We start from the raw sequence: 26,457 nt of genomic DNA, 5'->3' as shown, positions 1-26,457 counted from the left end.
TTAATTTGAAACGTTTAACCTGTCAAGAGAAAAAAAAGACCGGATCTCCCGTTTCGGGAGAATTCCGGTCTTCGTTCTTACTTGGCTTTATTTTTCGCCAAAACGGCATTGGCATCCTTACGGAATTTCGCCGCAGCTTCTTCCACGCTCGTCTTCTTATACAAAATTTGCTCTGCCGTTGCTTTCAGCAGCTTCTCAACTTCGATCGAACCTACCGGATTCGGAGGATCCAATTGGGAGGAGTTTTGCTCAGCCCATGCCACGTAGTCGAAAATTTTCACTTCGTTCGGGGTCAGCAGCGGCTTCAGCGCTTCCTTCACTTTGGAGGAGACAGGCACACCGCGGTCGCCTTTGATCAATTTATTCGCTTCGATATCGTTCACGAAGAAGGAGATGAACTTCGCCGCTTCTTCTTTCTGCTTCGAGCTGTTCGCGATCGAGAAGTACATACTTGGCTTCAAGAATAGTCCCTTACTGCCGTTGCGGCCAGGAAGCGGGTACAGCTCAAGCGGACGGTCTTTCACCAAATTCGCTACAGCGAGGAACTGGTTGGACCAGCCATTGCCTGTAATCGAGTTGCCCAGCAGGATTTCATCCTCCTCGGCTACCCCTTTCTTCTGGGATTCTTTATCCAAAGAAAGGATGCTGCCTTGATCGTACCATTTCTGATAGCGTTTGAAATAGTCGATTAACGGTTTGTCATCTTTGAATCCTAGCTCGGTGCCTTCTGCATTGTACATTTTTTGATCGATAGAACGCAGGTAATACGGGAAGAATACTTCATGGTGAAGGGCGAAACCGCCAACTTGCTTACCGGCCGCTTTGGCTTTCGCCGCGATAGCGTCATAATCTTCCCAAGTCCAATCTTTAGATGGAAGGTCGATGCCTAAGCTTTTGAATGTGTTCACATCAACCGTTGTGGAAAGTGCGTTCACACCCAGGTTCATCGCAACCAGCTTGCCGCCGACTTCACCGCCGGAAAGCGCGTTTGGCGAAATGGAGGAAACGTCGATTAATCCGTTCTTGGTATAAGGCGTCATATCCGCCAGCTGATTCTTACCGCCATATTGCGTCAGATAGGAAATATCCATCTGAATGACGTCCGGCAGCTGATTAGCCGATGCTTGCGGTGCAAGCTTTTTCCAGTAATCGTCAAACGGTGCGTACTCCGCTTCAATCTTCACATTCGGGTTCTGCTTCTCGTACATTTCGATCACTTTCAACGTGTAATCGTGACGGGCTTGACCGCCCCACCATGCTACGCGTAATTTAACCGGATCTTTGCTTGGTGCTGCGGATGCAACAGCCGCTTTACCCGGTTCGCTGCTTGCCGCAGGCTTCGATGTGTCGGTCTTGCCGGAAGAGCATGCAGCCGCCGTGAACATCATCGTGAGCGACAGCGCTAGTGTGAATACCTTTTTCATCTCTATTCCTCCCCTAAATGAGCCGTTCTAAGTTTGGGTAACGCTTACATCCTTATTATCCAACTTTATGAGCCAAAGTTTAATCCAGAAAGTAGAGGTATTTGTTTAAAAAACAGTGTTAAAGATTTATTAAAAAAAAATAAAACCATCTTCGCACTTTTTACGTAGTACTGTTTATGCTCGACATTCTTTCAGGGTTAGGGAGGTTTATTGCTTATGACAATGACACTCAGGCTTTACCAAACCGCTTCAATCCGGGATTCCATCTCCATGTTAGTCTGGTATTTACGTAAAAAACGCCGAGCGTAACATGTTTGATATTGATTGCCAAAGAAAAGGCTGCTCCGAGCTGGTTCTCAGCTCGGATGCAGCCTTTTTTTCAGATCCAATGCCTTGGACGCAACTCCCGGAGCTGACAGTCAGCTCTCCTGTTATGGTTGTTTGTAGCCAATATCGGTACCGGCTGGTGAACCTGATCCGAGCAAATCGCTGCCTGTCGCCAGCTTCATAAAGCTGCCCAAATTCGGCGACCCATCGCTATTGCGCGTGAGTGCAGGCGTCAGGCTGACGAAATCCTCATCGCTGGCCAAGAGGCCGGCCGCATTGGTGCTCTTGTTGTTTTTCCACCAAACATTGGAGTTCTGTACGTCGGTGCCGCTGGATTTATCGCTGGAAGCACCTTTGTAAGACAGGTTATTCGTGAATATATGCGTTCCCACATCGAAGGTGAAATTGCCTTGGCCATTGCTGAAAGCCGTATTGCCCGTTAACGTGATCGAGCCAGGGTTGCTGTTGTAGGTAAAACCGTGCTTCTTGTTAAGATAGGCCACAGAGTTGGTTACTACATGGTTCACCGCAATTTTCTCCCCGCCAAGCTTGTAACCGTTGCCGTCGCTGTTGCTCGTCGAGCTGCCGGAGGACGTCTGTCCGTTATGATGTGCTACGCTGTTCTTGATCGTAATCGTCCCAATCGGCCCCGTCTCCGTCTTCGTATACAGATCCCATCCGTCATCGGTGTTATAAGCGGCTATACATCCATCAAAAACATTCCCTGAACCGACCGTCAGCTTAGCGGCAAAGCCGTCAGCATCTTCACCGTTATCGGGATCGAAGTTATCATGCGAGTAGGTGTTGAGGACGAGATTATCCGCCGGCCACTCGCTGTTCGGCGCAGATGAAGAATGCCTTCCGAGTTGAACGCCTGTATCCCGGTTATGATGGACGTCCAAGTTCTCAAGCCGGTTATGATTGCCCGCTACGTAGACGCCGTTATCCGCAGCTCCCTTGATCTCCAATCCTTTGACGGTCCAATAACTTCCGTTCAATTGCAGCCCGCGATTGTTCAGGGAAACGTCCGAAATATTGTAGGGTTGAGAACTGAAATCAAGGATAGGCTTCTCCGAAGCGTAAGGCATGATCTGCTTAACCGCACTTGCCGTCCCGCTGTTCGTCCGGTCTATCGTAATTTGCGTGCTGTAGCTGTACGTTCCGCCACGCATATAAATGATGCCGCCTGGGGCTACCTTCGTCAGCGCGGAGCTTAAAGTCGTCGGGCTCGCCAATGTCCCTGCATTGTTGTCCGAGCCGTCAGGAGCAACATAGACGGCGCCAGCTGTCGGCGGCGTCGACGGTGACGGCGAAGGGCTTGGTGGTGCCGAAGGCGACGGACTTGGCGGTGCAGACGGCGACGGGGATGGCGACGATGTCGGCGCAGGCGTTGAAGTGGCGCCTGAACTGTCCGTTACGAGGACGTTATCGAAGCTGGCTGCACTTTTGTAAGCCACCAAGCCCACCGCGCCGGAAGTTAAGCTTGTATCCGTTGCCATTAATTGAAGTGTACCGTTCACATACATGCGAATCGTCGAGCCTGCCAGTTCAAGCTTGACCGTATACCAGGTTCCGGCTGCCAGCGGATAATCCAACGTAGCCAACGTTGTCGTGGAACCGCTTACTTTTTTGCGGATTTCAAGCTTGCCGCCTCCGCTGTTATACAAAGATGCGGCATAGAAATTGTTGCCGTCCTGATAGCGTCCTGCCACATACGCCCGGTTGGTGCCGTTCCAATTATCAATCTTCACATTGGCCTCTACCGCGTAATCCGTCCATGCCGTATTGCCCGCCGATGCGCGGCCTTCAATCGCACTCGTTTGGCGGTACACGTAGGATCCATTATCTTGGACGACCGACCAGGTGCCATTTTGCGTCGACCATCCGGCCGCGTCCCCGTCATCGAAATTATCCCCCAATAAATTAGCCGCGAAAACCGGCGGAATCAGCATCATCCCTGCGATCAATGAAGCAGTCGCTGCAGCTGCAAGCATATGGACAGGCTTAACTTTTGTCATTAATTACATTCCTCCTTTAATATTCATACATGCTTTCCGTATGCAGGCTCCTAGATGTCATTTGAATCCTCGGCCATCCAAACATGCGCCTCTATTCCTTCATTCATTCGCCCCCTCATCGACGATTCTCCCGGTGTCTCGGGGAACGGGCATCGTTCCCGCCCGCACCCTGACTATATCCAGTGTTTACCAGGTGCAGCAATAATCATTTTTACATTTTCTAACTTTTCTGCGTAACAGCAAGCCTTGTCAGCGCTCAGTAATCACTAGCTCAGGTGATAATCACTTCGTCAGGAAATTTGCTCTCAGGAGGTGCGGGGCGGGAGTTGGCGCGATTGGCGGGCAGATTCGGTTGGAAGATCGAGCGATAGGATCGAAAGGGGAAATACAGTTCCTTATTTGGGAATAACGAGGGCAAATGGACGCTGAAGCGGAAATAAGATGCGTTATTTGGTTGATTCGGGTGCGAACAAACCAAATTCTGCACGGATAACGCATTGTATTTCCGCTTTAACTTCCAAAAGGACTATTCCAGCCGTATTAGCGAATCATATTTCCGCAAGCGCGATGCGATCAACAGTCCATACGAGCGCAGCCGCTGCTCGTAGTCAGCAACCGGCGTCACTTGCCACAGTGCAGTGCCGAGCGCCCGCATCCAGCTCCCCGTACACGATCGCCACTTCAGCCGTATCAGGAGTTTACTCTCATGGAGGGCGAGGCGGGGGTTGGTGGTTCGCAGGTAGATTCGGTTGGGGAGTTTGGGCGGCAGGAGCGGAAGCTAGTTGGTTGGACGTGTGCGATAGTGTAGGAGTTTGCTCTCTTGAGGTGCGTGACGGGAGTTGGTGCGGTTGGCAGGTAGATTCGGTTGGGGAGCTTGGACGGCGGGAGCGGAAGCTAGTTTTCTGGACGTGTGCGATAGTGCAGGAGTTTGCTCTCATGAGGTGCGGGCGAGAGTTGGTGCGGTTGGCAGGTAGATTCGGTTGGGGAGATTGGACGGCGGAAGCGGAAACTAGTTGTTAGGACGTGTGCAATAGTGCAGGAGTTTACTCTCAGGAGATGCGAGGCGGGAGTTGGTGCGGTTGGCAGGTAGATTCGGTCGGGGAGCTCGGACGGCGGGAGCGGAAGCTAGTTGTTAGGACATGTGCAATAGTGCAGGAGTTTACTCTCATGGAGGGCGAGGCGGGGGGTTGGTGGTCCGCAGGTAGATTCGGTTGGGGAGCTTGGACGGCGGAAGCGGAAACTAGTTGTTAGGACGTGTGCAATAGTGCAGGAGTTTACTCTCATGGAGGGTGTGGCGGGAGTTGGTGCGGTTGGCAGGTAGATTCGGTTGGGGAGCTTGGACGGCGGGAGCGGAAGCTAGTTGTTAGGATGTGTGCAATAGTGCAGGAGTTTACTCTCACGGAGGGCGAGGCGGGAGTTGTTGCGGTTGGCAGGTAGATTCGGTTGGAAAGATCGAGCGATAGGATCGAAATGGGAAATACAGTTCCTTATTTAGGTAAATCGAGGCCAAATAGCCGCTGAAGCGGAAATAAGATGCGTTATTATGTTAATTTAGCTGTGAACAAGCCAATTTCAGCACGAATAACGCATTGTATTTCCGCTTTAACTTCCAAATCGACTGTTCCAGCCGTATTAGCGAATCATATTTCCGCAAGCGCGATGCGAGAACCCCTTAGCCAATTGCGTCGCTCAGCAGTTCATAGGAGCGCAGCCGCTGCTCATAGTCAGCAACCGGCGTCACCACCAAAAACTCGTCGACGCCACAGTGCCGGGCGAGCGCCTCCAGCTCCTCGCGCACGCTTGCCGCTGTGCCGACGAGCATTTTCCGCGGCGCGTCCTCCGCGCCACTGGCATCGCCGTCCGCCTGCAGCCACGGCACATCAGCGGCTAAGCTTCTCGCCGCTTCGGCCGTCTCCGCGCAAACGACGCCGACGGCGACGATCGCCTGGTGGCGCCCGCCTTGTGCGGACGGTACGAACTTCGCGCGATAGCCGCTCAGCACTTCCAGTGCGTCGGCATCACTCATAAACTGGCCGAAAACATAGCCAGCCCCGAGCTCAGCCGCGAAGTCCGCGCTTTTGCTGTTCGTGCCGAGCATCCACACCTCCGGCGGCACCTTCGGCACCGGCCTAGCTACGACCGGCTGCCCCTCGCATTCGAACCGGCCTTCGAGCAAGGCCATTAATGACTTCAACGACTCCGGCAGCTGCCGGACGTTCTCAAGAAAGTTCCCGCTCAGCGCGATCGCCGCATTCGCCGACCCGCCCGGAGCCCTACCAATGCCGAGATCGACTCTGCCGGGATACATGGCTGCAAGCATATGAAAGTTTTCGGCCACTTTCATTGGTCTGTAGTGAGGCAGCAGCAGCGCCCCTGAGCCAAGCCGAATTCGATCGGTCTTTGCACCGACATGCGCGAGCAGCACTTCCGGCGATGTACAGGCGAGTCCGGGCATATCATGGTGCTCCGCAGCCCAATAACGAGTGTAACCCCATTGCTCTGCCTGGACTGCCAGTCTGACCGCCTGTTGATAAGCAATCCCGGCATCCGCCGGAGCTATAACAGGAACAAGATCTAATACACTAAGCTTCATTCAAACGTCCCTCCCTTTACTCATTATGCGCTTTTCAAGGAGGAAACGCCAAATGGATGATTGTACACGTTGTCATTTTTGGCGGTCGTCAGCCCCCTACAAACCGGGCGCAGCAAGTACTGTATATGAACCGGGGCTCATCCAATAGGAAACCTTAGCGCGTGGCAGCGGTAATTCCCCCTCTGGAAGAAACCGTTTGCAAGAGTGTTGGTCACACAGCTTGGTGCTGCACCTTCCCCCAGTATATGGGGGCAAATGCCTGGGCTGTTTACCCTGCTTAATTTAGCATTTCCTTTATAAAAGTATAGAATAAAGCCCCTTATTCTTGTGCGAATAAAGGGCGACTATCGGACGGACTCCTGTCTGGTTACAGCGCTTCACCTTTGCCGCCGTCAATATTCACCGACGTGCCGGTAACATAGGAGGCTGCTTGCGAGGAGAGAAACGTAATGACACTGGCCGCCTCTTCCGCGTCCCCAATTCGGCCCAACGGAATCGCGTGCCTTGAGTCTCTTGCGTATTCCTCCCAAGTTAGCTCGGGCGCTTCCCGCTGCCAAGCTTTCTCCAGCTGGTCGCTGCGGATTTTGCCGATGCAGACCGTATTCACGCGGATACCGTCTCCGGCGAGATCTTTGCTCATCGCATTCGTCAGAGCTTGTCCTGCAGCCCGGCTGACCGATGTCGGCAAGGAGGAGGCAGGCGGCGTTTTGGCTGCTGATGTCGTGATGTTCACGATGGAACCGCCTCCGGCTTCGCGCATATACGGAATTGCATAACGCGAGCAATGAATCGCTCCGAACAATTTCAGTTCGAGATCGTACCGCCACACCTCCGTGCCGACCTGCTCGAACGGCTTCGCTGCGGAAGTTCCTGCATTGTTCACGAGGATATCGATGCCTCCGAGCTCGTGAACCGTCTTCTCAACGGCGCGCCGGCAGTCGTCCTCGGAAGTGACGTCCGCTTGAACGGCCAGCACCTGACCTCCGGTCAAGCCGGCAATATGACGGGCTGCTTCCTGCAGCTGCTCCTCATTCCGCGCGCAGATCGCGACCTTCGCGCCTTCGCGGGACATCGCGATCGCCGTAGCTAATCCGATGCCTTTGCTCCCGCCGGTAATCAGGGCCACTTTCCCTTGCAAACCTAAATCCATGCTGATCTCCATCCTTTCTTAGATACCATAGTCTTTCAAGCATACTCTTTTTTGTGGTTACACGAAAGAGCTGCCGTGTGGAAGTCGTTTGGGCCGGCTGATTCTATTCGAAAAATCGCATACAATTCCCGTTTCGGGCGACGAATTCGGTAATTGAATATGAAATATCGAATACTTTTCCGCTTCTAACCCGCCGCATCGATCATTCTATTCGAATGCAAAAAAAGAGAGGCCCGCGGCCCCTCTTGCTGCTAGCTAGTTATTCAAATATACAGCTTTGCCGGTACGAGCCGACTCATAGATCGCTTCCAAAATTTGCGACACGACATATGCTTGCTCCGGCGTAACGACAGGCTCCGAATCCGTCTCGATCGCTTTGATCCACGTGCGCATTTCCAGATCCGCATCGCTCTCTTTCGCGCCGTCATAGAAGGCAACGCCGCCCGCTTTGAGATCTACCTCGGTCGTGAACAAACGGCTGTGCTTCTCGCCATTGATACGAAGGCCGCCTTTCATGTCGGCGCCGCCTTCCGTTCCGCTCAAGGAACATTTGGCTTCATCGACTTCCAGCGTATTCAGCGCCCACGAGGACTCCAGAATAATTGTCGCCCCGTTCTCCATGACGATCATCCCGAAGGCGGAATCCTCTACGGTGAATTTGCTCGGATCCCACGGCCCCCAAGCGTTGGCGGCATTTTCTTTCTTGGACAGCTCGTGGTAGGACGTGCCCAGAACGACTTTGGGCTTATAGTTATCCATCATCCACAGCGTAAGATCCAGTGCATGCGTACCGATGTCGATCAGCGGGCCTCCGCCTTGCTTCTCCTCATCAAGGAACACGCCCCAAGTCGGTACGGCGCGGCGGCGGATCGCATGCGCTTTGGCAAAATAGATGTCGCCCAATTCCCCTTGCTCGCAAACCCGCTTCAAATGCTGGCTGTCCGGGCGGAAACGGTTGTTGTAGCCAATAGTGAGCTTCTTGCCCGTGCGCTTGGCTGTTTCGGCCATGCGCTTGGCATCCGCCGCAGTTTTGGCCATCGGCTTCTCACACATCACGTGCTTGTCTGCTTCCAACGCCGCAATCGCGATTTCGGCATGGGAATCATTCGGTGTCAACACATGCACGATATCGATTGAATCATCTGTCAGAAGCTCTTTGTAATCCTGGTACACCTTGGCGTCTTCGACGCCGTATTTCTCAGCGGCCTTGACCGCGCGTTCTTCAATAATATCGCAGAATGCCACCAGCTCGACATTTTTCAATTTGCTTAGGCTCGGTAAATGTTTGCCATTGGCAATACCTCCGCAGCCGACGATACCAATACGGAATGTTTTGGACATAGGAATGACCTCCATGATTATAATGAGTTCGGCAGTTCGATAGCCACTTCGCGCTTCAGCTGCGAAGAGCGGATAATACCGTCGATAATGGCTTGATTGCGGACGATTTGTTCACCTGGAATCGGGGCCGGCTTGCCGCCTTGCACCGCTTCGACGAAATCGCGAACCTTCTCGTGGAACAAATTCTTTTTATGATCAATGATTGGAATCTGACTTTCGGTATGGTGTCCCAGCACATCGTGGAAATAGGTAATCGAGCCTACGCTTCCATCAAATACGCCGCTCCACGGCCCTTTGCCGGCAGGCGTCACTTTGAGGCCGCCATCCGTGCCAAGGAACAGGGTTGGCCCAAGCGTGTCCATGTGCATCGCCCAGGAAATTTTGAAGTTCAGCACAAGATCGCCTTCGAAGCGAACCATCGCAACACCGAAATCCTCCACGTCAAAGCGTGTGGCCTCTTTATGGTACAGCGGGTTCGTCCCGAAATAGTTGGAGCTGTAAGCGGATACGGTAAGCGGTTTCGGATAACCCATTGCGTTCAGCGCCATATCGAGCGAATAGCAGCCGATATCGGCCATAGCCCCGGCGCCGGCTATTTCCTTGGAAATAAACGTGCCGCCCGGCATACCTCTGCGGCGGCCGCCGCCTGTTTCCACATAGTACACTTTGCCCAGCTTGCCGGATTGTACGATGTCTTGAATCACTTTCATGTTCGGATCATATCTCGGCTGAAACCCAACATTCAGCATGAAGCCGGTTTTCTTCGCCGTTTGTGCCATTTCAACGGCTTCCTCCAGTGTGACCGACATCGGCTTCTCCAGCATCACGTGCTTGCCTGCCAGCAGCGCATCTACGGTCGTACGGTGATGGGCCACATTCGGCGTACAAATGCTCACACCGTCAAGCTCCAGTTCCAACAGCTGCCGATAGTCGTCATAAGCTTGAGCTGAAGGAAGCTGATGGTGCTCGATGAATTGCGCTGCTTTGCCAGGTATGGCATCTGCAACGGCTACAATCTCGACATCCGCCAGTTCACGATAAGCTCTCACATGAGCGCCGGCAATACCGCCGCCGCCAATAATGCCGATTTTCAATTGTTTGCTCATCCCATTACCTCTCGCCACATGTAATATTAAGACATCCCACCTAAATGTAGCATAGGTAAACTGGGATTTTTAGTCTAACATTAGGACAGATGAATTAAGATATTACGACATGACTTCCGCGCCGTCTGTAAGCTTCGTTCATTAAGGCAGCGAATCGGAACGAAACGGATGCCACAACGAAAGGAGCTAAGCGCATATAAGCGCCTAGCTCCTGCACCCCATCCCTATAATGATTCGGCATACAGCCGCGCATACACGCCGCCCTCAGCCAGCAGTGCGTCATGCTTGCCTTGCTCCACGATCCCGTCTTCCGTCAGCACAAGAATTCGCTCGGCGTTCCGGATGGTGGACAGCCGGTGGGCAATCACCAATGTCGTACGCCCTTTGGCCAACGTCTCCAGCGACTCCTTGACGATGCGCTCGCTTTCGTTGTCGAGCGCGCTTGTCGCCTCGTCAAATATGAGGATCGGCGGATTCCGCAAGAACACGCGAGCGATGCTCAGACGCTGCTTCTGTCCGCCCGACAGCTTGACACCCCGCTGCCCGATCTCGGAATGGTATCCGTCCGGCAAGCTCATGATGAAATCATGGGCGTTAGCCCTCTTGGCGGCCGTGATAATCTCATCTTCGCCGGCATCCGCCTTGCCGTAGCGGATATTGTCCATGACCGTTCCGGCAAATAAATAAACATCCTGCTGCACGATCCCGATATTGGTGCGCAGCGAATCAAGGTCGATATCCCGGACGTTCATGCCGTCAACCAGCACTTCGCCCTGGGTCACTTCATAGAAGCGGGGAATCAGCGACCATAACGTCGTTTTGCCCGCTCCTGACGGACCCACCAAGGCGACATATTCGCCGGGCTTCACCCGGAGGGACAAGTTGTGGAGCACACGGTCCAGATGCTCTTCATACCGGAAAGAAACCCGTTTGAACTCGATAGCTCCTTGCACGGCAGGCAAAAGAATAGCGTCAGGCTCGTTCGCGATTCCCGGCTTCATATTCATGATTTCCATAAACCGCTGAAACCCTGTAATCCCCTCCTGCAGCTGCGTGCTCATATGCGTCAGCCGCTGAATAGGTTCGATCATGAAGCCGATATATAGCAGAAACGTAATGAGATCGGCCAATTCAAGCGTTTGACCGACGATACCGGCACTGCCGAATATCACCACTGTGATCGTAATCAACTGAATCATCGTCTCAAAGCTGTTGTAGAACAGCGCTTCCGCTTTATACGTTTGCTTCCGGCTATTCAGGAAGCGCTGATTTTCCTTATCGAACTTCGCTATTTCCAGCTGCTCATTGGCGAACGCTTTCACGACGCGAATGCCCGATAAGCTGTCTTCGACCTGCGCGTTAACGTCCGCGATTCGCTCCCGGTTGTTTCTTAACGCCCTGTTCAGCAGGCGATTGAAATAGAAGGAGAAGGCACCTAAGAAAGGGAAAAAGCAAAACACAGCTAACGTGAGCGGAGCGTTAATCGTAAATAAAATGACAAAGGCGCCGATAAACCGGACGAGATATCGGACATAGTCCTCCGGACCATGGTGATACAGCTCCGAGAGAAGCAGCAGATCGTTCGTAATGCGGGACATGAGCTGTCCTGTCTTCGCTTGATCGTAGAAATCGAACGAGAAGGATTGCATATGCGCGAACAGCTCGCTGCGCATGTCGCTTTCCATCCGGGCGCCGACGGCGTGCCCGTAATAGTCCATAAAATAGTTGCCCGCATTTTGGATAACAGCCAGAACAAGCATCAGCGCGCCGATGCCGTATACTTGTTGCAGTGCGGTGGTCATATCGCCGGTCAGCACCTTTTTCGTAATATGCTGAACGAGCAACGGAAACGCCAAGGTCACACCGGATACGATCAGCGTACAGAGCAGTACGAACAGATATAACCTCAAATAAGGCTTATAATAGGAGAAAAATTTGCGGAGCGGGAATTGCATGGTTGTTACCCCTTTGCGTGTTATTGTCTAACACTTATAAGGGAGATCACATCTTTTTAGCTGATTAAGAAAGTGTTACACCCCTATAAGCTGCTGCGGTGCCACTCATCTTGTTTTTCATATCCGTTCCTCCTTGTCGATTGTTACTCTCATCATAAGCCTTTTCGAACCCGAATTGACCATAGAGTTTGATTATAATCATATTGTCCGGAGCCTCATTCTAGCAGGCCGTACAACACTTTGCTAACCGGATGAAAGACCAAAGAGATCAGGTCTAACGGATTGGGCAGCTTCACCCGCAAGCTTTGCGCAATGCCCAGCAGGGAACCTAGCAGCAGCAAACTGCAAAAGACCATGAATTCTTTGCGCTGCCTTTTCTTCCGCAGAGCTGGAATTTCGACTACGCCTATGAGGGTAGAAGCCGCGAGTATCGCTGCTATTGTCCACATCATTCATCATTCCTTTGCTTGTTGGATCAAGGGATCGGTCACGGTGCCAACGCGGCGAATTTTGGCCTCCGCATGCACGTCGACCGGCAAGTCGAGGAATTGCTCTTGCCAGCTTTGATGATGTGCATTCCAGTATTTGGGGTTGGCGCGATAAATCGCGTCGCCGAAGCCGAAGATATCCACTTCATATTTTCTGGCTTTTTGGAGCACGGACTCGATGATGCTTGTCACCTCAAGCTGCGCAATCCGCTCCAGTTCGGCGATCGTTTGCGGCTCCATCAGATCGATCTTGCATTGAACCTCCCCCACATTCTCTTCCAGAAAGACGTCAACCCGGATTCGCGGTTCACCGTTGACGACATCGCCTCTCATCTTCGTCTTCGTTCGTACCACCTCAAGCGCAATAATGCCTCCCGATGGACATGCAATCTCCCCGGCCGAGCTTACAACATTATCGGTCACATAGTTATAGCCTTTACTTTCTTTCTCATTCAGCCAGCCGATCAGTTTATCGCCTCGAAACACAGCCAGTCCCGAATTTTCCAAATACGTTGAGGCGGCGATTCGGTTTACATTGCTTTTCTCGCCGCCTTTCTCCGGGTCCCCTTTCAGCCGGATCCCCGGCAGGACCAGATCTTTACCTTCCGTTTGCAGATCGGTAATTAACGTATCCAATCTGATTTCAACCGTAGGCGCCCATACTTTGGCCGACATTTCGAGCGTCGAGAACAATTTATTGGCGGGGATCTTCTCAATCGAGGTTAATGTACTCAGAACGTTCTCGGCGCTCGCTTCTCTGGCGACTACGATGTAGAAATCCGAACGCATCTCATGGTTCCTTGAGATCCCGTCCAGAATCGGCATGATGCCTTCTCTGGCCAATTCTTCACTGATCACAAGAACGCGAAGATGGGACGAATAAACTTTGCGCGGAGTTTGATTCGTTAGTTTCCTTAGCGCCTCGAAGATGGTGCGGGACGTTGTTTTGAAAGTACTTACAGGCGTCGTAAGCCCTGTAGCCCCCCGTTTGGAAGCGACTTCGCCAGGATTGACAATTTGCACGGTGACTTGGACACCGTCCTCTTTCTTATCAAACCCCATGCCGACGGCGATGGCCAGATCATTCAATTCGCTCCGGCTCCAACAGCCCGACATGACGATCATCATCATGAGACAAACGGGGAACAGCATGAATGGCTTGCGCATACCGCGGACTCCTTCCTGTCAGCTCAAGTTTTCTGCTTATTCGAGGGAGTATTATTCTCCCTTCTGTTATTCTTCTGGCTAATAAGTCTTGGCCTTGCGAATAAAGCCCACAGCGGGAACCGGAAAATCGTATCTTTCTGGTCGTCCATGATGAAAGGTGCCATTGGCGACATATATGGGATACCGAACGACCTTAAACTGCATAGATGTAACACAATGGCAATGAGCCCGACCGTAACGCCGAACAAACCGAAGGAAGCGGCAAACAGCATGAGCAGAAAGCGCAAAATCCGAATCGTGATGCCCATATTGAAGGAAGGGATGACGAAGTTGGCGATCGCCGTGATGGCCACAATGATGACCATCGCCGGAGACACGAGCCCCGCTTCAACCGCTGCTTGGCCGATAACGAGCGCGCCTACGATGGAAACGGCTTGACCGACGGTTTTCGGCAATCGCACGCCGGCTTCCCGAAGAATTTCGAAGGTGACCTCCATGACAACTGCCTCGACGAATGCCGGGAACGGAATACCTTCCCGCTGAGCGGCCAGACTGATAAGCAAAGAAGCCGGCAGCAGTTCTTGATGAAAGGTCGTTATGGCGATGTAAAGGGACGGGGCCAGCAGCGAAATAAAAAAGCAGACGTAACGAAGAAATCTCAGGAGTGTCGCAAAGTCTGCGCGTTGGTAGTAGTCCTCCGCCGATTGGTAAAATTGAATGAATAAAGCGGGCGCCATCAGCACAAACGGTGTACCGTCGACAAGAATGGCAACCCGGCCTTCCATTAAGCCGGCCGCAACGACATCCGGGCGTTCCGTATTGTACAGCGTCGGGAAGGGCGAATAGGAATCGTCTTGAATAAGCTCCTCGATATTGCCGCTTTCGAAGATGGCATCGATGTCGATCCGCTCCAGCCGAGTCCTCGCCTCCTTGACCAGCTTCTCATTGGCGATGCCGTTCATATACATCAAGGCGACTTCCGTATGGCTCACCCGCCCGACGGTCATCGATTCCATCCATAGGTTCGGATCTTTGAGCTTGCGCCTGATCAGCGCCGAGTTCGTGCTGATTTGCTCCGTAAAGCCTTCCCGCGGTCCTCTGACAACCGATTGCGTTGTCGGTTCCTCTACGGAACGGTGTTCTCCGCCTTGCGTTTGCGCCGCCAATCCCTGGGCATAGCCATTCACCATAATAATCGTATGCCCCGATAAGATGGACTGGTATAAGCCTTCGAAATCGTAGATGTCACGCACTTGACCGAGCGTGCTGATGGCATTACGGATGGTATTCAGCGTGAAACCGGCCGAATCCGTTTGAACATATTCTGCGAGCAGGTTATGAATGGATACCTGGCTGATGAGACCTTGGATATAGATAAAACCAATTTCAACCGGCTCCTCTTCACTCCATTGAATCGTCTGCATGACGATATCGGTGCTGCTGCCAAAAGCTTGCCGGACCTTCTCGAAATTCAGCGCGAGAGAAGCTTCGAGCACAGCAACCGGCTTCGAACCGGTGGGATGCGGGCTTGTCTCCATAGAGCGGTAGCTGCTCTGCTGAAATAATTTTTTGAAGAACGCCAAAATATCCCTCCTTCCCTTAAGCCTTCGCCCGCCCCGTCTTCTTCCGGATCCCTGCCGTGATGAGAATAAGCAGCGGGTACAGCCCGCCGGCCGTTAGTACATAGGGGATGAAAGATTGGGTATCGAACTTGGACATATAGGCTACGTTCGGATAAACGACCAGCGAGTAGACGACCAGAATCATGCCGAGCGGCATCGTTAGCGGTCGATAATCTTCGATATTCAATATTTGGGCCAGTCCCATCACGAAGGCATAGAAATAAAAGGTCGTTTTGAAATAAACGGTAAGGAACCAGATGCCGGCGATCAGAATTTCAACCCGCTCGAAGAAATTGCCGATGTTAATCTCCTTAGCCAGCACATAGCTCGGATACATGAGTCTTTCCGTCAGCTTGGTACCTAATACGGCAATACATAAGAACGTGATCGCAACAAAGCATAGTCCCCCGAAAACGGTAGCAAGCAAGTAGGCTTTCTTGATTTTACCATCCTGGTTCACATGAGCGGGAAAGATCATGAACAGGACGATAAAAGGCAGCGATGACGTGCCGGCAACCTCCAGAGCGGCTTTAATAAGTGAGCTGCCTCCCGATGAGAACACAGGCTGCAGCTTCTCGGCCTGGATCTCCGGCAGCAGACAAGCCACTAACACCGTAAATAAGATGATAATCCATGGAAAAAAAATCTCTGCCGCACGGACAATCGTTTCAAGTCCAAGCCGTACACCCATGACAACTACAAGAGCGAACAACAAATTGATCGCTTGAATCGGCGTATCAGGCATCACTTGGGTGGTCACAAAGTTGCCCATATAGAACAAAACCGTGGTCGCTCCGACAAATGCGAAAAAAATAAACCCCAAAGAGAACAGCTTGCCCAGCCACTTGCCAAACAAGTGCTCATTATAGGCCGTTAAGGTCATGTTCGGAAAGCAGCTGCCCACTTTGGTGTATAGTGCAACGACTCCTACATTCATGCAAACGCCTAATAGCGCGCCTAACCATGCATCTTGTTTGGCATCCGCCGCCAGACCCGACGGGATGACCAGAATGGTCGTGCCGATCGTAAAGATCATGACAATGACGGCGAACTGGTTAACGGATATTTTCACGTTACGCAACATAATGAATTCCCTCATATATCAATTCCATTTTCTGATAATATCCCCACAATCACATATATCATGACAAAAGATAGCAAAAAGACGTCCCCTCGGGACGTCTCGCTTCCTTATTTCCCCTCGCCGCCCGCCTTCCGCTGCGCTTCCTCCAGATAGCCGCGATAGGCCGGCTGGTCCGGATGATCGCGAACCAAATCCTCGTAGTAGCGCGTCACTTTCTGAAAATAGTACGAATGCACATCGCGTGTCGGTACGAGACGGTACGGTTCCCAACGGTAAGTCTGCACCTGATAGGCCCTTTCTGCCTGATCCTGTTCATTCACCCAAAGCGCAAGCTCGCAAAGCCCGTCGGTACCGTCCCGGGTCGGCATATCTTCAATCTCCAGATGTGTGTACGTAGTTCCCGGGGGAATAAGCCGTTGGTAGCCGTTCGGCGTCCAGCCGATAATGTCAAGCTCCGAAGCCCCGTCCTCCTGCCGCCATCCGACGATGATGTCCCAGCCTTCCCGGCGCGAGACGGGCGCAGCTGCGAAATCACTCACTGCCCGAACGCCCCCTGCAGCTGAAGAGGCAATCGGAAACCAGCTGCCGGAATAATTTTTCAATGAGAACAAATACTGCGTATCCAAATATCTATACATAGCGGTAATCTCGGGAGATCCGTCACCGTCAACATCGGCAAACAGAATGGCTGCGGGAGCCCCCTGCTGCTGCAGTTGAACGATTTCAGCCTCTTGCGGTATGCAGCTGCGAACGACGCCTAGATAATCAATCGGAGTCATACTCATGGTCATCCCTCTCTTCGCATCATCATCAACTAAAATATATGTCGGCTATGACTTGGACCATGAATGAAAAGTCAAAAAGACCATGCTTCCCGATGCTCATCGAGAAACATGGTCTCTTATCGTCTAGGCGCTCCCCAGATACTCCTGTGTCTGATGGACACAATGAATGAAGCGCACCGTTTGCGTTTGCGCGCGCATCACGACGGAATGCGTCTCCGCGCGGCCGCCGTATTGAAACTTCACGCCGCTCAGGAATTCACCCGAAGTGACGCCCGTCGCCGCGAAATAAATATCGGCTTCGCCTACGAGATCGCGCATCACCAGCACCTTGGATGGATCCTCGATGCCCATCTCCGCGCAGCGCGCCATCTCTTCTTCGCTGTCCGGGAGCAGCCTGCCTTGCAGCTCGCCGCCCATGCATCGAAGCGCAGCTGCCGCAAGCACCCCTTCGGGCGCTCCCCCGGAGCCGACGTGCAGATCGATGCCCGTCTCGGGGAAAGCGGTGGCCATCGCTCCCGCCACATCGCCATCGCTGAGCAAATGAATTTTCACACCCAGCGTGCGCAGCGTTAAAATTTTGTCCGCATGCCTTTTGCGGTCCAGGATGGATACGGTCATCTCGGTGATGTCTTTGTTCAGCAGCTCAGCCGCCTTCCGCACCGTTACATCCAGGGGTTCCGCCAGGCTCAGCTTCCCGGCCAGCTTCGGTCCTACAGCCAGCTTCTCCATATACATATCCGGGGCGTGAAGCAAATTCCCTTTCTCCGCAATCGCTACAACGGATAATGCGTTATGCCTGCCGCTGGCGACGATGTCCGTGCCTTCGAGCGGATCCACCGCAACGTCATACTCCGGCCCTGTTCCGCTGCCGACAGGCTCGCCAATGTAAAGCATCGGCGCTTCATCCATTTCACCTTCCCCGATGACGACCGTTCCCCGGAAAGGGATCGTACTGAATAAAGAACGCATGGCGGATGTCGCCGCTTCATCGGCGTTATGTTTATTTCCTTTTCCTGTCCAACGTGCGGACGCAATCGCAGCATACTCCGTAACGCGTACAAGCTCAAGTGATAAATCCCTATACATACATCCTTTCACCCTTTCATCATGAGGATTTGTTAGCTTCTAAGTCCTGGCAGCCAGTATCAAACCGGCTGTTTCTTCAATCGCCTTCTCGCTTACATCGATGATCTGACAGCCGAGCTCCCGGTACAGATTCATGGCGAAAGCCAATTCTTCTTTCACTCTTTCGCCTGTCGCATACTTGGCGCCGAAAGGAAGACCGACGGCCTTAAGCCGTTCTGTCCTGATGCGCACGAGATGGTCCGGGTCCATCGTCAAACCTATCAACTTTTTGGGATTAAGCTCATATAGAATCGCCGGCGGCTTCACCTCAGGAACAAGCGGATAATTCGCCACTTTATTTCCTTTATGGGCTAAATAGATGCTCAGCGGAGTTTTGGAGGTTCGGGAAGGCCCGATCAGAACAATATTCGCATGCCGCATCGCACCCGGATCTTTGCCGTCGTCGCTGTTCACCGTAAATTCCACGGCTTCCACGCGCTGGTAATATTGTTCGTCCATCTGATAGAGCAGGCCTACTTTACGCTTCGGCGAATCCTTGAACGTATCGATGAAAGCCTGCATCATCGGCCCCATAATGTCTATCGCATTGACGCTTAGCCGAATTGCTTCCTGCCGCATCATTTCTCTAAGCTCCGGCAAAACGAGCGTGTAAGCGATGAAGCCGCCTACGCGCGAAGCTTCTTCAACCAAAGCCCGCACCTCATCTTCCGTCCGGATCGAGCCGTAACGTTTCACCTGCACCAAGCTTGCATTAAATTGCCGAATGGTTGCTTGTACGACGGTATTCGCCGTTTCCCCGACGGAATCCGAACAAACAAAAATCGTATGCATCTTCTCTCCCACTTGCACTCCTCCTGATTAATTCCCCAGCGCTACTTCAAGCAGCAATTTGGTCATCGTCGTTTTGGTAATTCGGCCAACAACTTCATCATGGTTCTGATCTGCACCTGCCGGCTTCACGACAGGCAGCCCGTCGACTTGATGATGAATCATTTTCCGTGCTGCCTCCAGTACACTGTCTTCCGGATTCACCGTCACAATGTTCGGATGCCTGGTCATGACCAGCGATACGGGCATGGTATTGGCCGTCGATTGGCCCAGTGTCACCTTGAGCAAATCTTTGCGCGATACGATACCGACTAAAGCCCCCTGCTGATTCACAATTATCAGACTCCCTACATTTTCTAGAAATAGAGTCACGACAGCATCGCTGACCGTCACGGTTTCCCTAAGCACAACCGGAATTCCCATCACGTCTTTGACCTTCATCGCTTCAATATGCTTGAATGGTGAGTCAACCTCCAAAGCGGCTTTCCCGAGAAAATAACCGACTTTCGGTTTGGCATCGATGTGCTGCAGCATGACGAGCACAGCCAAATCCGAGCGGATCGTCGGGCGGCTGATGCCCAGAAGTTCGGCGATGCGATCACCGGTTATCGGCGCATGCTTGCCCACGAGATCAATAATTTCTAATTGGCGGGATGTAAGCTCGATGATATTTCCCTCCTAAATGATACAAAACCACCTATATAGTGTGTTCTATTTTTTATATATTGTATATTATATATCATAAAAATGAAAAATAATATTGTTTATAGCACATAAAAAATTTTTTATCACACAAAAAAACTCCCTTTCCGCTTCCCGTTTAGGAACGAAAGAGAGTTTTTCTATTGAAAAAATACGATTCCCATAATTCCGGCGCCTACGATAATGACGAAAGGATGCATCTTATATTTAATGATGCCGACGAAAGCGCCGATCGTAATAAGCAGCGTCGCGAGCTGTTGAAAGGAGACCGGCAGCTTCAACTCACCCCAGCCTGCCAGTCCGAAATGTATCGCCGCGAAAACGATCAACCCCGTTACGACAGGCTTCAAGCCGTAGAATGACGATTTGAACCATTTGTTTTGATGCCATTTATACAGAAATGCCGCCAATGCGATGATTAACAGAAGCGATGGAAGCACAATCCCGAATGTTGCCGCGATCGCTCCGGGAACACCGGCCGTATGCAAACCGATTAGCGTAGCGCTGTTCGTCGCGATCGGTCCGGGACCTGTCCCTGCCAGAGCGATAATTTCATTGAAATCTTCGGGTGAAAGCCATCCGTACTTGTCAACCTCGTGCTGGATCACGGGCATCATCGCATAACCGCCGCCGAAGGAGATAAATCCGATTTTAAAAAAAGTAAGAAATAATTGCAGCAGCATGCTTCTTCACCCTCCTTCTTCAAATTCCGTCCGCTATGAAATAATCCGCCGCCCGGCCGGAGACCGTGTCAGTAGCACTCGTTGCCTTCTTGGCGAACGGATCTCTCAGCCCCAATTTTTGCTTCAGATAGACGACGACGATGCCAATGAACAGGCCTACGAAAATGACCAGCACCGGTGAAATCGGGACGAAGAGCAGGACGAACACCGTAGTGATGGCCGCACCAAGCGTCATTTTGTCGACGATGGAGGACTTCGCCATTTTGTAAGCTGCCGCTGCGATCAGCCCGACGATAGCGGCATGGATGCCCTCCATGGTCGCTTGCATTTTCGGATAGTTTTGCAGAAAAGTGTAAACGATACTAAGAAGTATGGCGATGAAAAAAGTAGGAAGCGTAATGCCGATGACGGCTGCTACGGCTCCTCGAATTCCTGCCAGATGATACCCGACCAAGGCGGATACGTTCACGCCAACGCCGCCTGGAGCAGCTCCGGATATGGCGAGCAGTTCCGCCATCTCTTCGTCGGACATCCAGCCGTTCTTCTCAACGACCTCCCTGTGAATCGCAGGGAGCATGGCATAGCCGCCGCCGAACGTTAACGGACTGATACGTAGAAACGTCCAGAAGATGCTGATAAGTTTGCGATAAATAGAATTAGGCATGTGGTTGACCTCCCTTGCACTTAATACTATTTTGAACTAAAGTGACGGAAATGTCCAATTAATTTTCTTAATGACAAAGGAAAACCCCCCTTATAAATGCGGATTATCGCCCTTCCTTAATCCCCACCATCCCGATTAACTCTGTAAGTTTAATCTATTTTGAGCAAAAGGTCGGAAAAGCGGATCATCTGGGTAAGGTAGGAATAAGACCACCTCATTTTCTTATCAGAAAGGAAGGATGACTTATGAGCCGAATGATTCAAGCGTATTTCCACACGGAGAATCAAGCAGAAGATGCCAGAGTGCTGCTGTTGAAATTCAATCCCGAGCACATGGAGATCGGCGCTCTGCCCGAAGGTTACGGGGGCGGCGGACGACTGCTGCTGCCGATGGTCGAAGGCGGAGGCATCGTCAGCGAATCCAGCTCGAACAACCGTTTCGGAATGGTGAACGTGCTGCCCACGGCAGCGCCAGCAGCTGAACATTACGCTGACGACGGCGATGCCGCCAAGCTGCGGTATGTATTATCCGTCAAAGTTGACGACGGCCATTATTTGGAGGCTGTGGGATTGATCCGCCGCAATCATGGCCATTTGGAAGCTTTCGAATAATCGGGAACACCAAAGCCCCGCCTTCTCAGGCGGGGCTTCTTGCCGGCTGGAAAGCCGTCTGCCTCTAAGATTTTACAGCCTTCACACGCTTCTTCATCGCATAATTGGTCAAATAAACGCCGATCACAATCCAGACAGCGCCCAGCAAATGATAGAGCTTAAGCGATTCCCCCGTAAACGCCGTGGCGAATATGGCGCTAAACATCGGGATAAAGTTCAGGAATCCGGCGCACCGCTGCGGACCGATAAGTTCGATCGCCCGGTTCCAACTCAGGAACGCAACGATAGAAGCGAATAATCCAATATAAATGATTCCGGATACGAGGGATGCATGCCAAGTTATCTGCGGGGCTATCACTCCCCATTCCACGAATGAGAGTGGAACGAGCAGGACCAGGGCGACAATGATCTGAGCAAGCAAGAGCGGACTGGAAGGAAAGCTCCCTCCCACTTTTTTCATGCCTACCGAGTATAAGGCCCAGCATACAATGGCGGCGAGCATCAGCAGGTCGCCTTTGTTGAACGATAGATGAAGCAGCGCCGTCAAGCTGCCATGGCTAATGATCCAGCTCACCCCGGCCATAGATATCACAATCCCCGGCAATGCCGACCACGCAAACTTTTCCCGCATAACAAGCCAAGTCAGGATCACCACCATAATCGGTGTGGCGGAATTCATCAAAGAGGCGTTAATCGATCCGGTATATTGGACTGCGACATACGTCAACGTGTTGAACCCGGCAACGCCGGTGAGAGACAGGAACACAATCATTTTCCAATGGCGGAGCAAGTCGGTTCTGAGCCTCCACATCGGCTTGCCGAAGAAAGGCAGCAGACATACGCCTGCTATACACCAGCGCAGAGCCGCCAGCGTAATCGGGGGAATGTGCAGCACAAGCGCTTTACCTGCTACAAAATTACCTCCCCATATACATGTGGCAAGAAGCAGCAGTATGTATGGGGATCGTCGAATCGTCATGCTGTCTCATACTCCTTTGGCTATCCGTAATCGGTTCACTCACTTGTACATGATAACATATGACGGAAAATGCCGGGCAATGAGTTTTGTCGCGATGTAAGCATTGTTCACCTGCTTTCGAATAGCACATTGGTAAAAGATACATACTACCATATGGATATTATTGCGCAGGAAAGGAGATCGGTCCTCATGAACGGCGAGCTGACGACGGATAACGATTTGCTCAAGCAAACGTTGCTTTCCCTTCAAGATTGTTCGGATTTGACGTGTCAGCACTTTCCTCTCCAGCAGATTTCTATTGTTTATTTTGCTCATCTTATTAGCCTGCAAGCCCTAAACGAAATCATTCTGAAGCACATAGAAGCCCCTGTTACGGACATCACGGCAATCTTCAGCCAATCTTTTTTTATGCCTGGCCGGCAAGCTCATGAATTGGTTAACGGGATACTGGCAGGCAGCATCGCCATCTTCCTTCGGAACGATGCTTATCTATATGAAGCCTATGCGCCTGAATCCAGGACTATCGAAAGCTCGGAGACGGAAAGCGTCATTAACGGTCCGATGGATGCCTTCACGGAATCGGTAAACACTAATCTGTCTCTGATAAGGCGGCGAATCAAAGATCCCCAATTGAAAACCGTCTCCTTTGCCATCGGCAAGAAAACGAAAACAACGTTAGTTCTCCTTTATCTGGAAGATGTCGCCGATCCGCAGCATCTTGAGAAGTTGAAGGTCATGATCGAGAGACTGCAGATCCCGGCAATCAGCGATACGAATACACTCACTCAATATTTCAGTATGAGATCCTATATGATTTTTCCGCAATACTTAACCAGCGTTCGACCGGACCACATGACGGAGAAGCTGCTGCATGGCAAAATCGTCGGTCTCCTCGACGGAAGCCCTTTCGCTTTCAGTGCGCCGACTTCTTTCATCGAATTTTTCTTATCTCCCGACGATGGGTATCAGCCGTGGGCCGTCGCCACCGCAGTACGGCTTTTGCGATTCATTGCCTTGTTTATCACGCTTACGTTCACTGCTTTCTATGTCTCGCTTGTCACTTATCACTATGAAATGATTCCCCCGTCCCTGCTGCTCAATTTGATGGAATCCCGGAATAAAGTCCCTTTCTCGCCTCTGGTCGAAGCCATCTTCATGGAAATGACGATCGAGCTGCTGCGGGAAGCCGGGGCGCGACTGCCTACCAAGATCGGTCCTACCATCGGCACCGTAGGTGGTATCGTCATCGGCCAAGCCGCTGTCCAAGCGGGGGTAACGAGCAACATCCTAATTATTTCCGTTGCGATCTCGGCCATCGCCTCCTTCGCGATTCCGAGCTATATCATGAGCGCTTCCATTCGGCTGATGCGCTTTGGCATCATTATCATGGCCGGGTTCCTTGGCAATTTCGGTCTGATCTGCGGCATCTGTTTCATTATGATCCAGCTTGCCGATATCAACACCTTCGGCGTTTCGTACTTATTTCCGTTAGCGCCTGCCAAGCCCAGCCGTTGGTTGGATATGATAATCCGGGCGCCGGTCCAAGTATTGTCCAAAATCAAAAAAACGGCTTCCGAAAATCCGAACGAATAAAGGAGAGGGATCACGATGGCGGAAAAGCTTCCTTATTTTCATACGACACTCATTGCAAACACCACCCAAACCGGTGTGGTCGCTTTCAGTCTGCCACGCCTCCTCTCCGAGAACATCGGGACAAATGGCTGGGCGGCCTTGCTGATCTGCTCGGCCGTTTCCACGCTCAACATCCTGCTCATCGCAGCTGTGTACCGCCGGAGCCAAGGCCGCTCGTTGTTCGAAATTGCGCAATCGGCATTCCCCAAATTCATGTTGATTCCTTTGTTCGCTGCGCTGGCACTGATCTGGGGCGGCTTGGGCTGCACGGTAGGCAAAGAGTATATATTGATCCTTAAATCCATGTCCTTTCCTTCTTTTCAAGCTGCCTACCTCTATCTCATTTTTGAATTCCTTGCTTTCTTATTAATCTTCAAAGGCATATTCAGCATCTCGAATTTCACGATCCTCCCGTTGCTTGTCGGAATCGGCAATATTACACTTCTCCTGTACAGCTATCAGGAAATGGAAATCGCCAGGATGACAACCTTTTGGTTCAAGGAAGCGGAGCATTCACTCAAAGGCTGGCTTGACATCTATATTGCTTTTCTCGGCTATGAGCTTGGCTTGCTGCTATTCCCCTATGCAAGTAAACAAACACATTTAATACGCGCATATCTCATTGGGAATGCCATCACCACATTTACTTATGTGTCGGTAGCTCTCGTATGCTTTGGTTTTTTCAGCTTCCACCAGCTGCAGCACTTGAAATATCCTGTGCTAAGCTTACTCTCGTACGTTGAGCTCCCTTTTATAAAAAGAATTGACGACCTCATTTTTACGCTCATTTTATTTCGCGTGCTCGTCACCAATGTTCTATACAGCTGGTCCGCCGTCGTAACCATGAGATGGCTTCTGCCCGCTGCCAAGAACAACCGGTGGCCCCTCTTCTTACTGGGATCTATCGCACTGACGGTGCTGATTGTACTGCCTTCCACACTCGACAAGTTGGAGAAATGGCTTAGCTTATTGGGGTATACGGAAGCGGCGGTTGCTATTCTGCTGCCTGTTTTTTTGCTTATTGCTTTGAAGATCCACAAATACCGAGGCCGACATTATGCATAAATGGTTCATCGTTATGGCACTTCTGCTGCTTACAGGTTGTATTGAACAAAACCGAATAGAGAAGTTAGGGATGTCCGACAGCATAGGACTCGACCCGGTCTATGATCAGGCAGGTAAACCGTCCAAGACCGAATTAGCTATTGCCGTTTCCATACCGAAAGCAGGGACGACGGAAACGACGCCGGCTGACATTCTCCGGACAAATGCCCGTACGCCCAAAGATGGAAGAGTTCATCTGAACCGCAAAATCAATAAAGTGCTTGTGACAGGCCAATTGCGCAGCATGATGTTTGCGAAAGACTTGGCTAAGCAAGGCGTTTTTGATCGGTTGGATACGTACAGGCGCGATTACACGGTGGGAGAAAAACTGAAGATCGCCCTCGTGAACGGCAGTGCCGTTGAACTTTTAACCCACAAAAATACAAGCAATCAATCCATTGGCGTCCGAATTGACCAATTGCTTACTGAGGAAGCCAGGATTCATGAAGTTCCGGATGTTACGCTGTACAGTTTCGTGCGGGACTACTATGACGATGGAATCGATCCCGTAGCCCCTATGCTCGCTTTGGTCAATGGCAACTTGGAGGTTGACGGGATCGCTCTCTTCCAGAATGACAGATACATCGGTAGAATCGATATCGATGATGCCGTGCTCTTCGCGCTCTTGAGCAAAAGCATAAAACAAGGCGAAATCCGTCTTGAGCTAACGGACCGTTCAACCAAATCTCAAGAAAGCGCAGTGATCTCCTCGCTCATCAGTAAAAGAAAAATAAAGGTTTACACACGTCCGGACGGTTCTCCGAATATCGTCATTCAAATCCGGCTAAGCGCGATTATTTTGGAATACACCGGGATGTCCACCTTAAAGAAACCTCAGGAGCAGGCAACCATCTGCCTGGAAATCTCCGAAGCGCTTCGCAAGAAGCTGCAGGTCATGGTTACCGATATTCAGCGCCAAGGCGGCGACAATTTGGGCATCGGCACATATGTCCGCAACCGGTTGAGCTATGAAGCATGGAAAGCGCTGGACTGGCCGTCCGTCTACCCGCAAACCGATATTCATGTGGAGGTCGTGACGACGATTCGGGATTTCGGCATGATCCGGTAACAAGTTCGATAAGCTCCGTTGACAGGAGGGATTCTTTTC

Annotated in this window: 22 protein-coding genes and 2 pseudogenes; 4 read left to right on the top strand and 20 right to left on the bottom strand. The window is 51.7% G+C overall.

The features are described from left to right. Positions 1–77: 77 nt before the first annotated feature. From PUT07_RS10310 to PUT07_RS10225, 19 genes and pseudogenes are all read right to left on the bottom strand, one after another. Positions 78–1,424: an ABC transporter substrate-binding protein gene (locus PUT07_RS10310; protein ID WP_274467865.1), complete on the bottom strand. Its 1,347-nt coding sequence runs from the start codon at positions 1,422–1,424 to the stop codon at positions 78–80. A 431-nt stretch (positions 1,425–1,855) separates the two neighbouring features. Then, positions 1,856–3,064: pseudogene (locus PUT07_RS10305) on the bottom strand (right-handed parallel beta-helix repeat-containing protein); the annotation flags it as partial. Between the two features lie 111 nt (positions 3,065–3,175). After that, positions 3,176–3,703, bottom strand: a pseudogene (locus PUT07_RS35595) (LamG-like jellyroll fold domain-containing protein); the annotation flags it as partial. Positions 3,704–4,295: 592 nt separating this feature from the next. Beyond that, positions 4,296–4,424 (bottom strand): hypothetical protein, encoded by a 129-nt coding sequence (locus tag PUT07_RS10300; protein WP_274467864.1) that lies wholly within the window; start codon positions 4,422–4,424, stop codon positions 4,296–4,298. Positions 4,425–5,441: 1,017 nt separating this feature from the next. Then, positions 5,442–6,362, bottom strand: coding sequence for an LLM class flavin-dependent oxidoreductase (locus tag PUT07_RS10295; RefSeq protein WP_274467863.1), 921 nt, complete (start codon positions 6,360–6,362; stop codon positions 5,442–5,444). Between the two features lie 367 nt (positions 6,363–6,729). Continuing rightward, positions 6,730–7,512 carry an SDR family NAD(P)-dependent oxidoreductase gene (locus PUT07_RS10290; protein WP_274467862.1) on the bottom strand — a complete coding sequence of 261 codons (783 nt, stop codon included), beginning with the start codon at positions 7,510–7,512 and terminating at the stop codon, positions 6,730–6,732. Between the two features lie 255 nt (positions 7,513–7,767). Beyond that, the gene (locus PUT07_RS10285; RefSeq protein ID WP_274467861.1) at positions 7,768–8,853 is read right to left on the bottom strand and encodes a Gfo/Idh/MocA family protein; all 1,086 of its coding nucleotides are present in this window, start codon (positions 8,851–8,853) and stop codon (positions 7,768–7,770) included. 17 nt (positions 8,854–8,870) lie between these two features. Next, entirely contained in the window at positions 8,871–9,959 is a 1,089-nt protein-coding gene (locus PUT07_RS10280; RefSeq protein WP_274467860.1) for a Gfo/Idh/MocA family protein, read from the bottom strand. A 224-nt stretch (positions 9,960–10,183) separates the two neighbouring features. After that, complete coding sequence (locus PUT07_RS10275; RefSeq protein ID WP_274467859.1) at positions 10,184–11,914, bottom strand: ABC transporter ATP-binding protein; 1,731 nt, start codon at positions 11,912–11,914, stop codon at positions 10,184–10,186. Between the two features lie 215 nt (positions 11,915–12,129). Continuing rightward, complete coding sequence (locus PUT07_RS10270; RefSeq protein ID WP_274467858.1) at positions 12,130–12,366, bottom strand: hypothetical protein; 237 nt, start codon at positions 12,364–12,366, stop codon at positions 12,130–12,132. 3 nt (positions 12,367–12,369) lie between these two features. Beyond that, positions 12,370–13,569, bottom strand: a complete 1,200-nt coding sequence (locus PUT07_RS10265; protein WP_274467857.1) for a Ger(x)C family spore germination protein — start codon at positions 13,567–13,569, stop codon at positions 12,370–12,372. A gap of 23 nt (positions 13,570–13,592) precedes the next feature. Then, positions 13,593–15,107 (bottom strand): spore germination protein, encoded by a 1,515-nt coding sequence (locus PUT07_RS10260; protein WP_274469277.1) that lies wholly within the window; start codon positions 15,105–15,107, stop codon positions 13,593–13,595. A 61-nt stretch (positions 15,108–15,168) separates the two neighbouring features. Further along, the gene (locus PUT07_RS10255) at positions 15,169–16,275 is read right to left on the bottom strand and encodes a GerAB/ArcD/ProY family transporter (RefSeq protein WP_274467856.1); all 1,107 of its coding nucleotides are present in this window, start codon (positions 16,273–16,275) and stop codon (positions 15,169–15,171) included. Between the two features lie 107 nt (positions 16,276–16,382). Next, positions 16,383–17,060: a hypothetical protein gene (locus PUT07_RS10250; protein WP_274467855.1), complete on the bottom strand. Its 678-nt coding sequence runs from the start codon at positions 17,058–17,060 to the stop codon at positions 16,383–16,385. 123 nt (positions 17,061–17,183) lie between these two features. Continuing rightward, positions 17,184–18,146, bottom strand: coding sequence for a class II fructose-bisphosphatase (gene glpX, locus PUT07_RS10245; RefSeq protein ID WP_274467854.1), 963 nt, complete (start codon positions 18,144–18,146; stop codon positions 17,184–17,186). A gap of 39 nt (positions 18,147–18,185) precedes the next feature. Beyond that, on the bottom strand, positions 18,186–18,977 hold the full coding sequence (locus tag PUT07_RS10240; RefSeq protein ID WP_274469276.1) for a pyruvate, water dikinase regulatory protein: 792 nt from the start codon (positions 18,975–18,977) through the stop codon (positions 18,186–18,188). Positions 18,978–19,004: 27 nt separating this feature from the next. Then, entirely contained in the window at positions 19,005–19,643 is a 639-nt protein-coding gene (locus PUT07_RS10235) for a helix-turn-helix transcriptional regulator (protein ID WP_274469275.1), read from the bottom strand. A 173-nt stretch (positions 19,644–19,816) separates the two neighbouring features. Next, positions 19,817–20,359 (bottom strand): chromate transporter, encoded by a 543-nt coding sequence (locus PUT07_RS10230; protein WP_274467853.1) that lies wholly within the window; start codon positions 20,357–20,359, stop codon positions 19,817–19,819. A gap of 19 nt (positions 20,360–20,378) precedes the next feature. After that, positions 20,379–21,023: a chromate transporter gene (locus PUT07_RS10225; RefSeq protein WP_274467852.1), complete on the bottom strand. Its 645-nt coding sequence runs from the start codon at positions 21,021–21,023 to the stop codon at positions 20,379–20,381. 245 nt (positions 21,024–21,268) lie between these two features. Here PUT07_RS10225 and PUT07_RS10220 point away from each other — a divergent pair, with 245 nt between their 5' ends. After that, positions 21,269–21,634, top strand: coding sequence for a hypothetical protein (locus tag PUT07_RS10220; RefSeq protein WP_274467851.1), 366 nt, complete (start codon positions 21,269–21,271; stop codon positions 21,632–21,634). Positions 21,635–21,698: 64 nt separating this feature from the next. Here PUT07_RS10220 and PUT07_RS10215 read toward each other — a convergent pair whose 3' ends face one another. Next, positions 21,699–22,613, bottom strand: coding sequence for a DMT family transporter (locus tag PUT07_RS10215; protein WP_274467850.1), 915 nt, complete (start codon positions 22,611–22,613; stop codon positions 21,699–21,701). Positions 22,614–22,802: 189 nt separating this feature from the next. On the opposite strand from PUT07_RS10215, the gene PUT07_RS10210 reads away from it, so the two are divergent. From PUT07_RS10210 to PUT07_RS10200, 3 genes are read left to right on the top strand one after another with little or no spacing between them, the layout of a single operon-like run. Next, a complete protein-coding gene (locus PUT07_RS10210) occupies positions 22,803–24,206 on the top strand; it encodes a spore germination protein (protein WP_274467849.1) in 1,404 nt (467 codons plus the stop codon). A gap of 15 nt (positions 24,207–24,221) precedes the next feature. After that, positions 24,222–25,310: a GerAB/ArcD/ProY family transporter gene (locus PUT07_RS10205; RefSeq protein WP_274467848.1), complete on the top strand. Its 1,089-nt coding sequence runs from the start codon at positions 24,222–24,224 to the stop codon at positions 25,308–25,310. Beyond that, the gene (locus tag PUT07_RS10200) at positions 25,303–26,418 is read left to right on the top strand and encodes a Ger(x)C family spore germination protein (RefSeq protein ID WP_274467847.1); all 1,116 of its coding nucleotides are present in this window, start codon (positions 25,303–25,305) and stop codon (positions 26,416–26,418) included. The genes PUT07_RS10205 and PUT07_RS10200 overlap by 8 nt, the downstream gene beginning before the upstream one ends. Positions 26,419–26,457 lie beyond the last annotated feature (39 nt).

Source organism: Paenibacillus sp. MAHUQ-63, from assembly GCF_028765165.1.
Lineage (GTDB): Bacteria > Bacillota > Bacilli > Paenibacillales > NBRC-103111 > Paenibacillus_E.
This window is presented reverse-complemented; position numbering and strand designations above follow the sequence as displayed.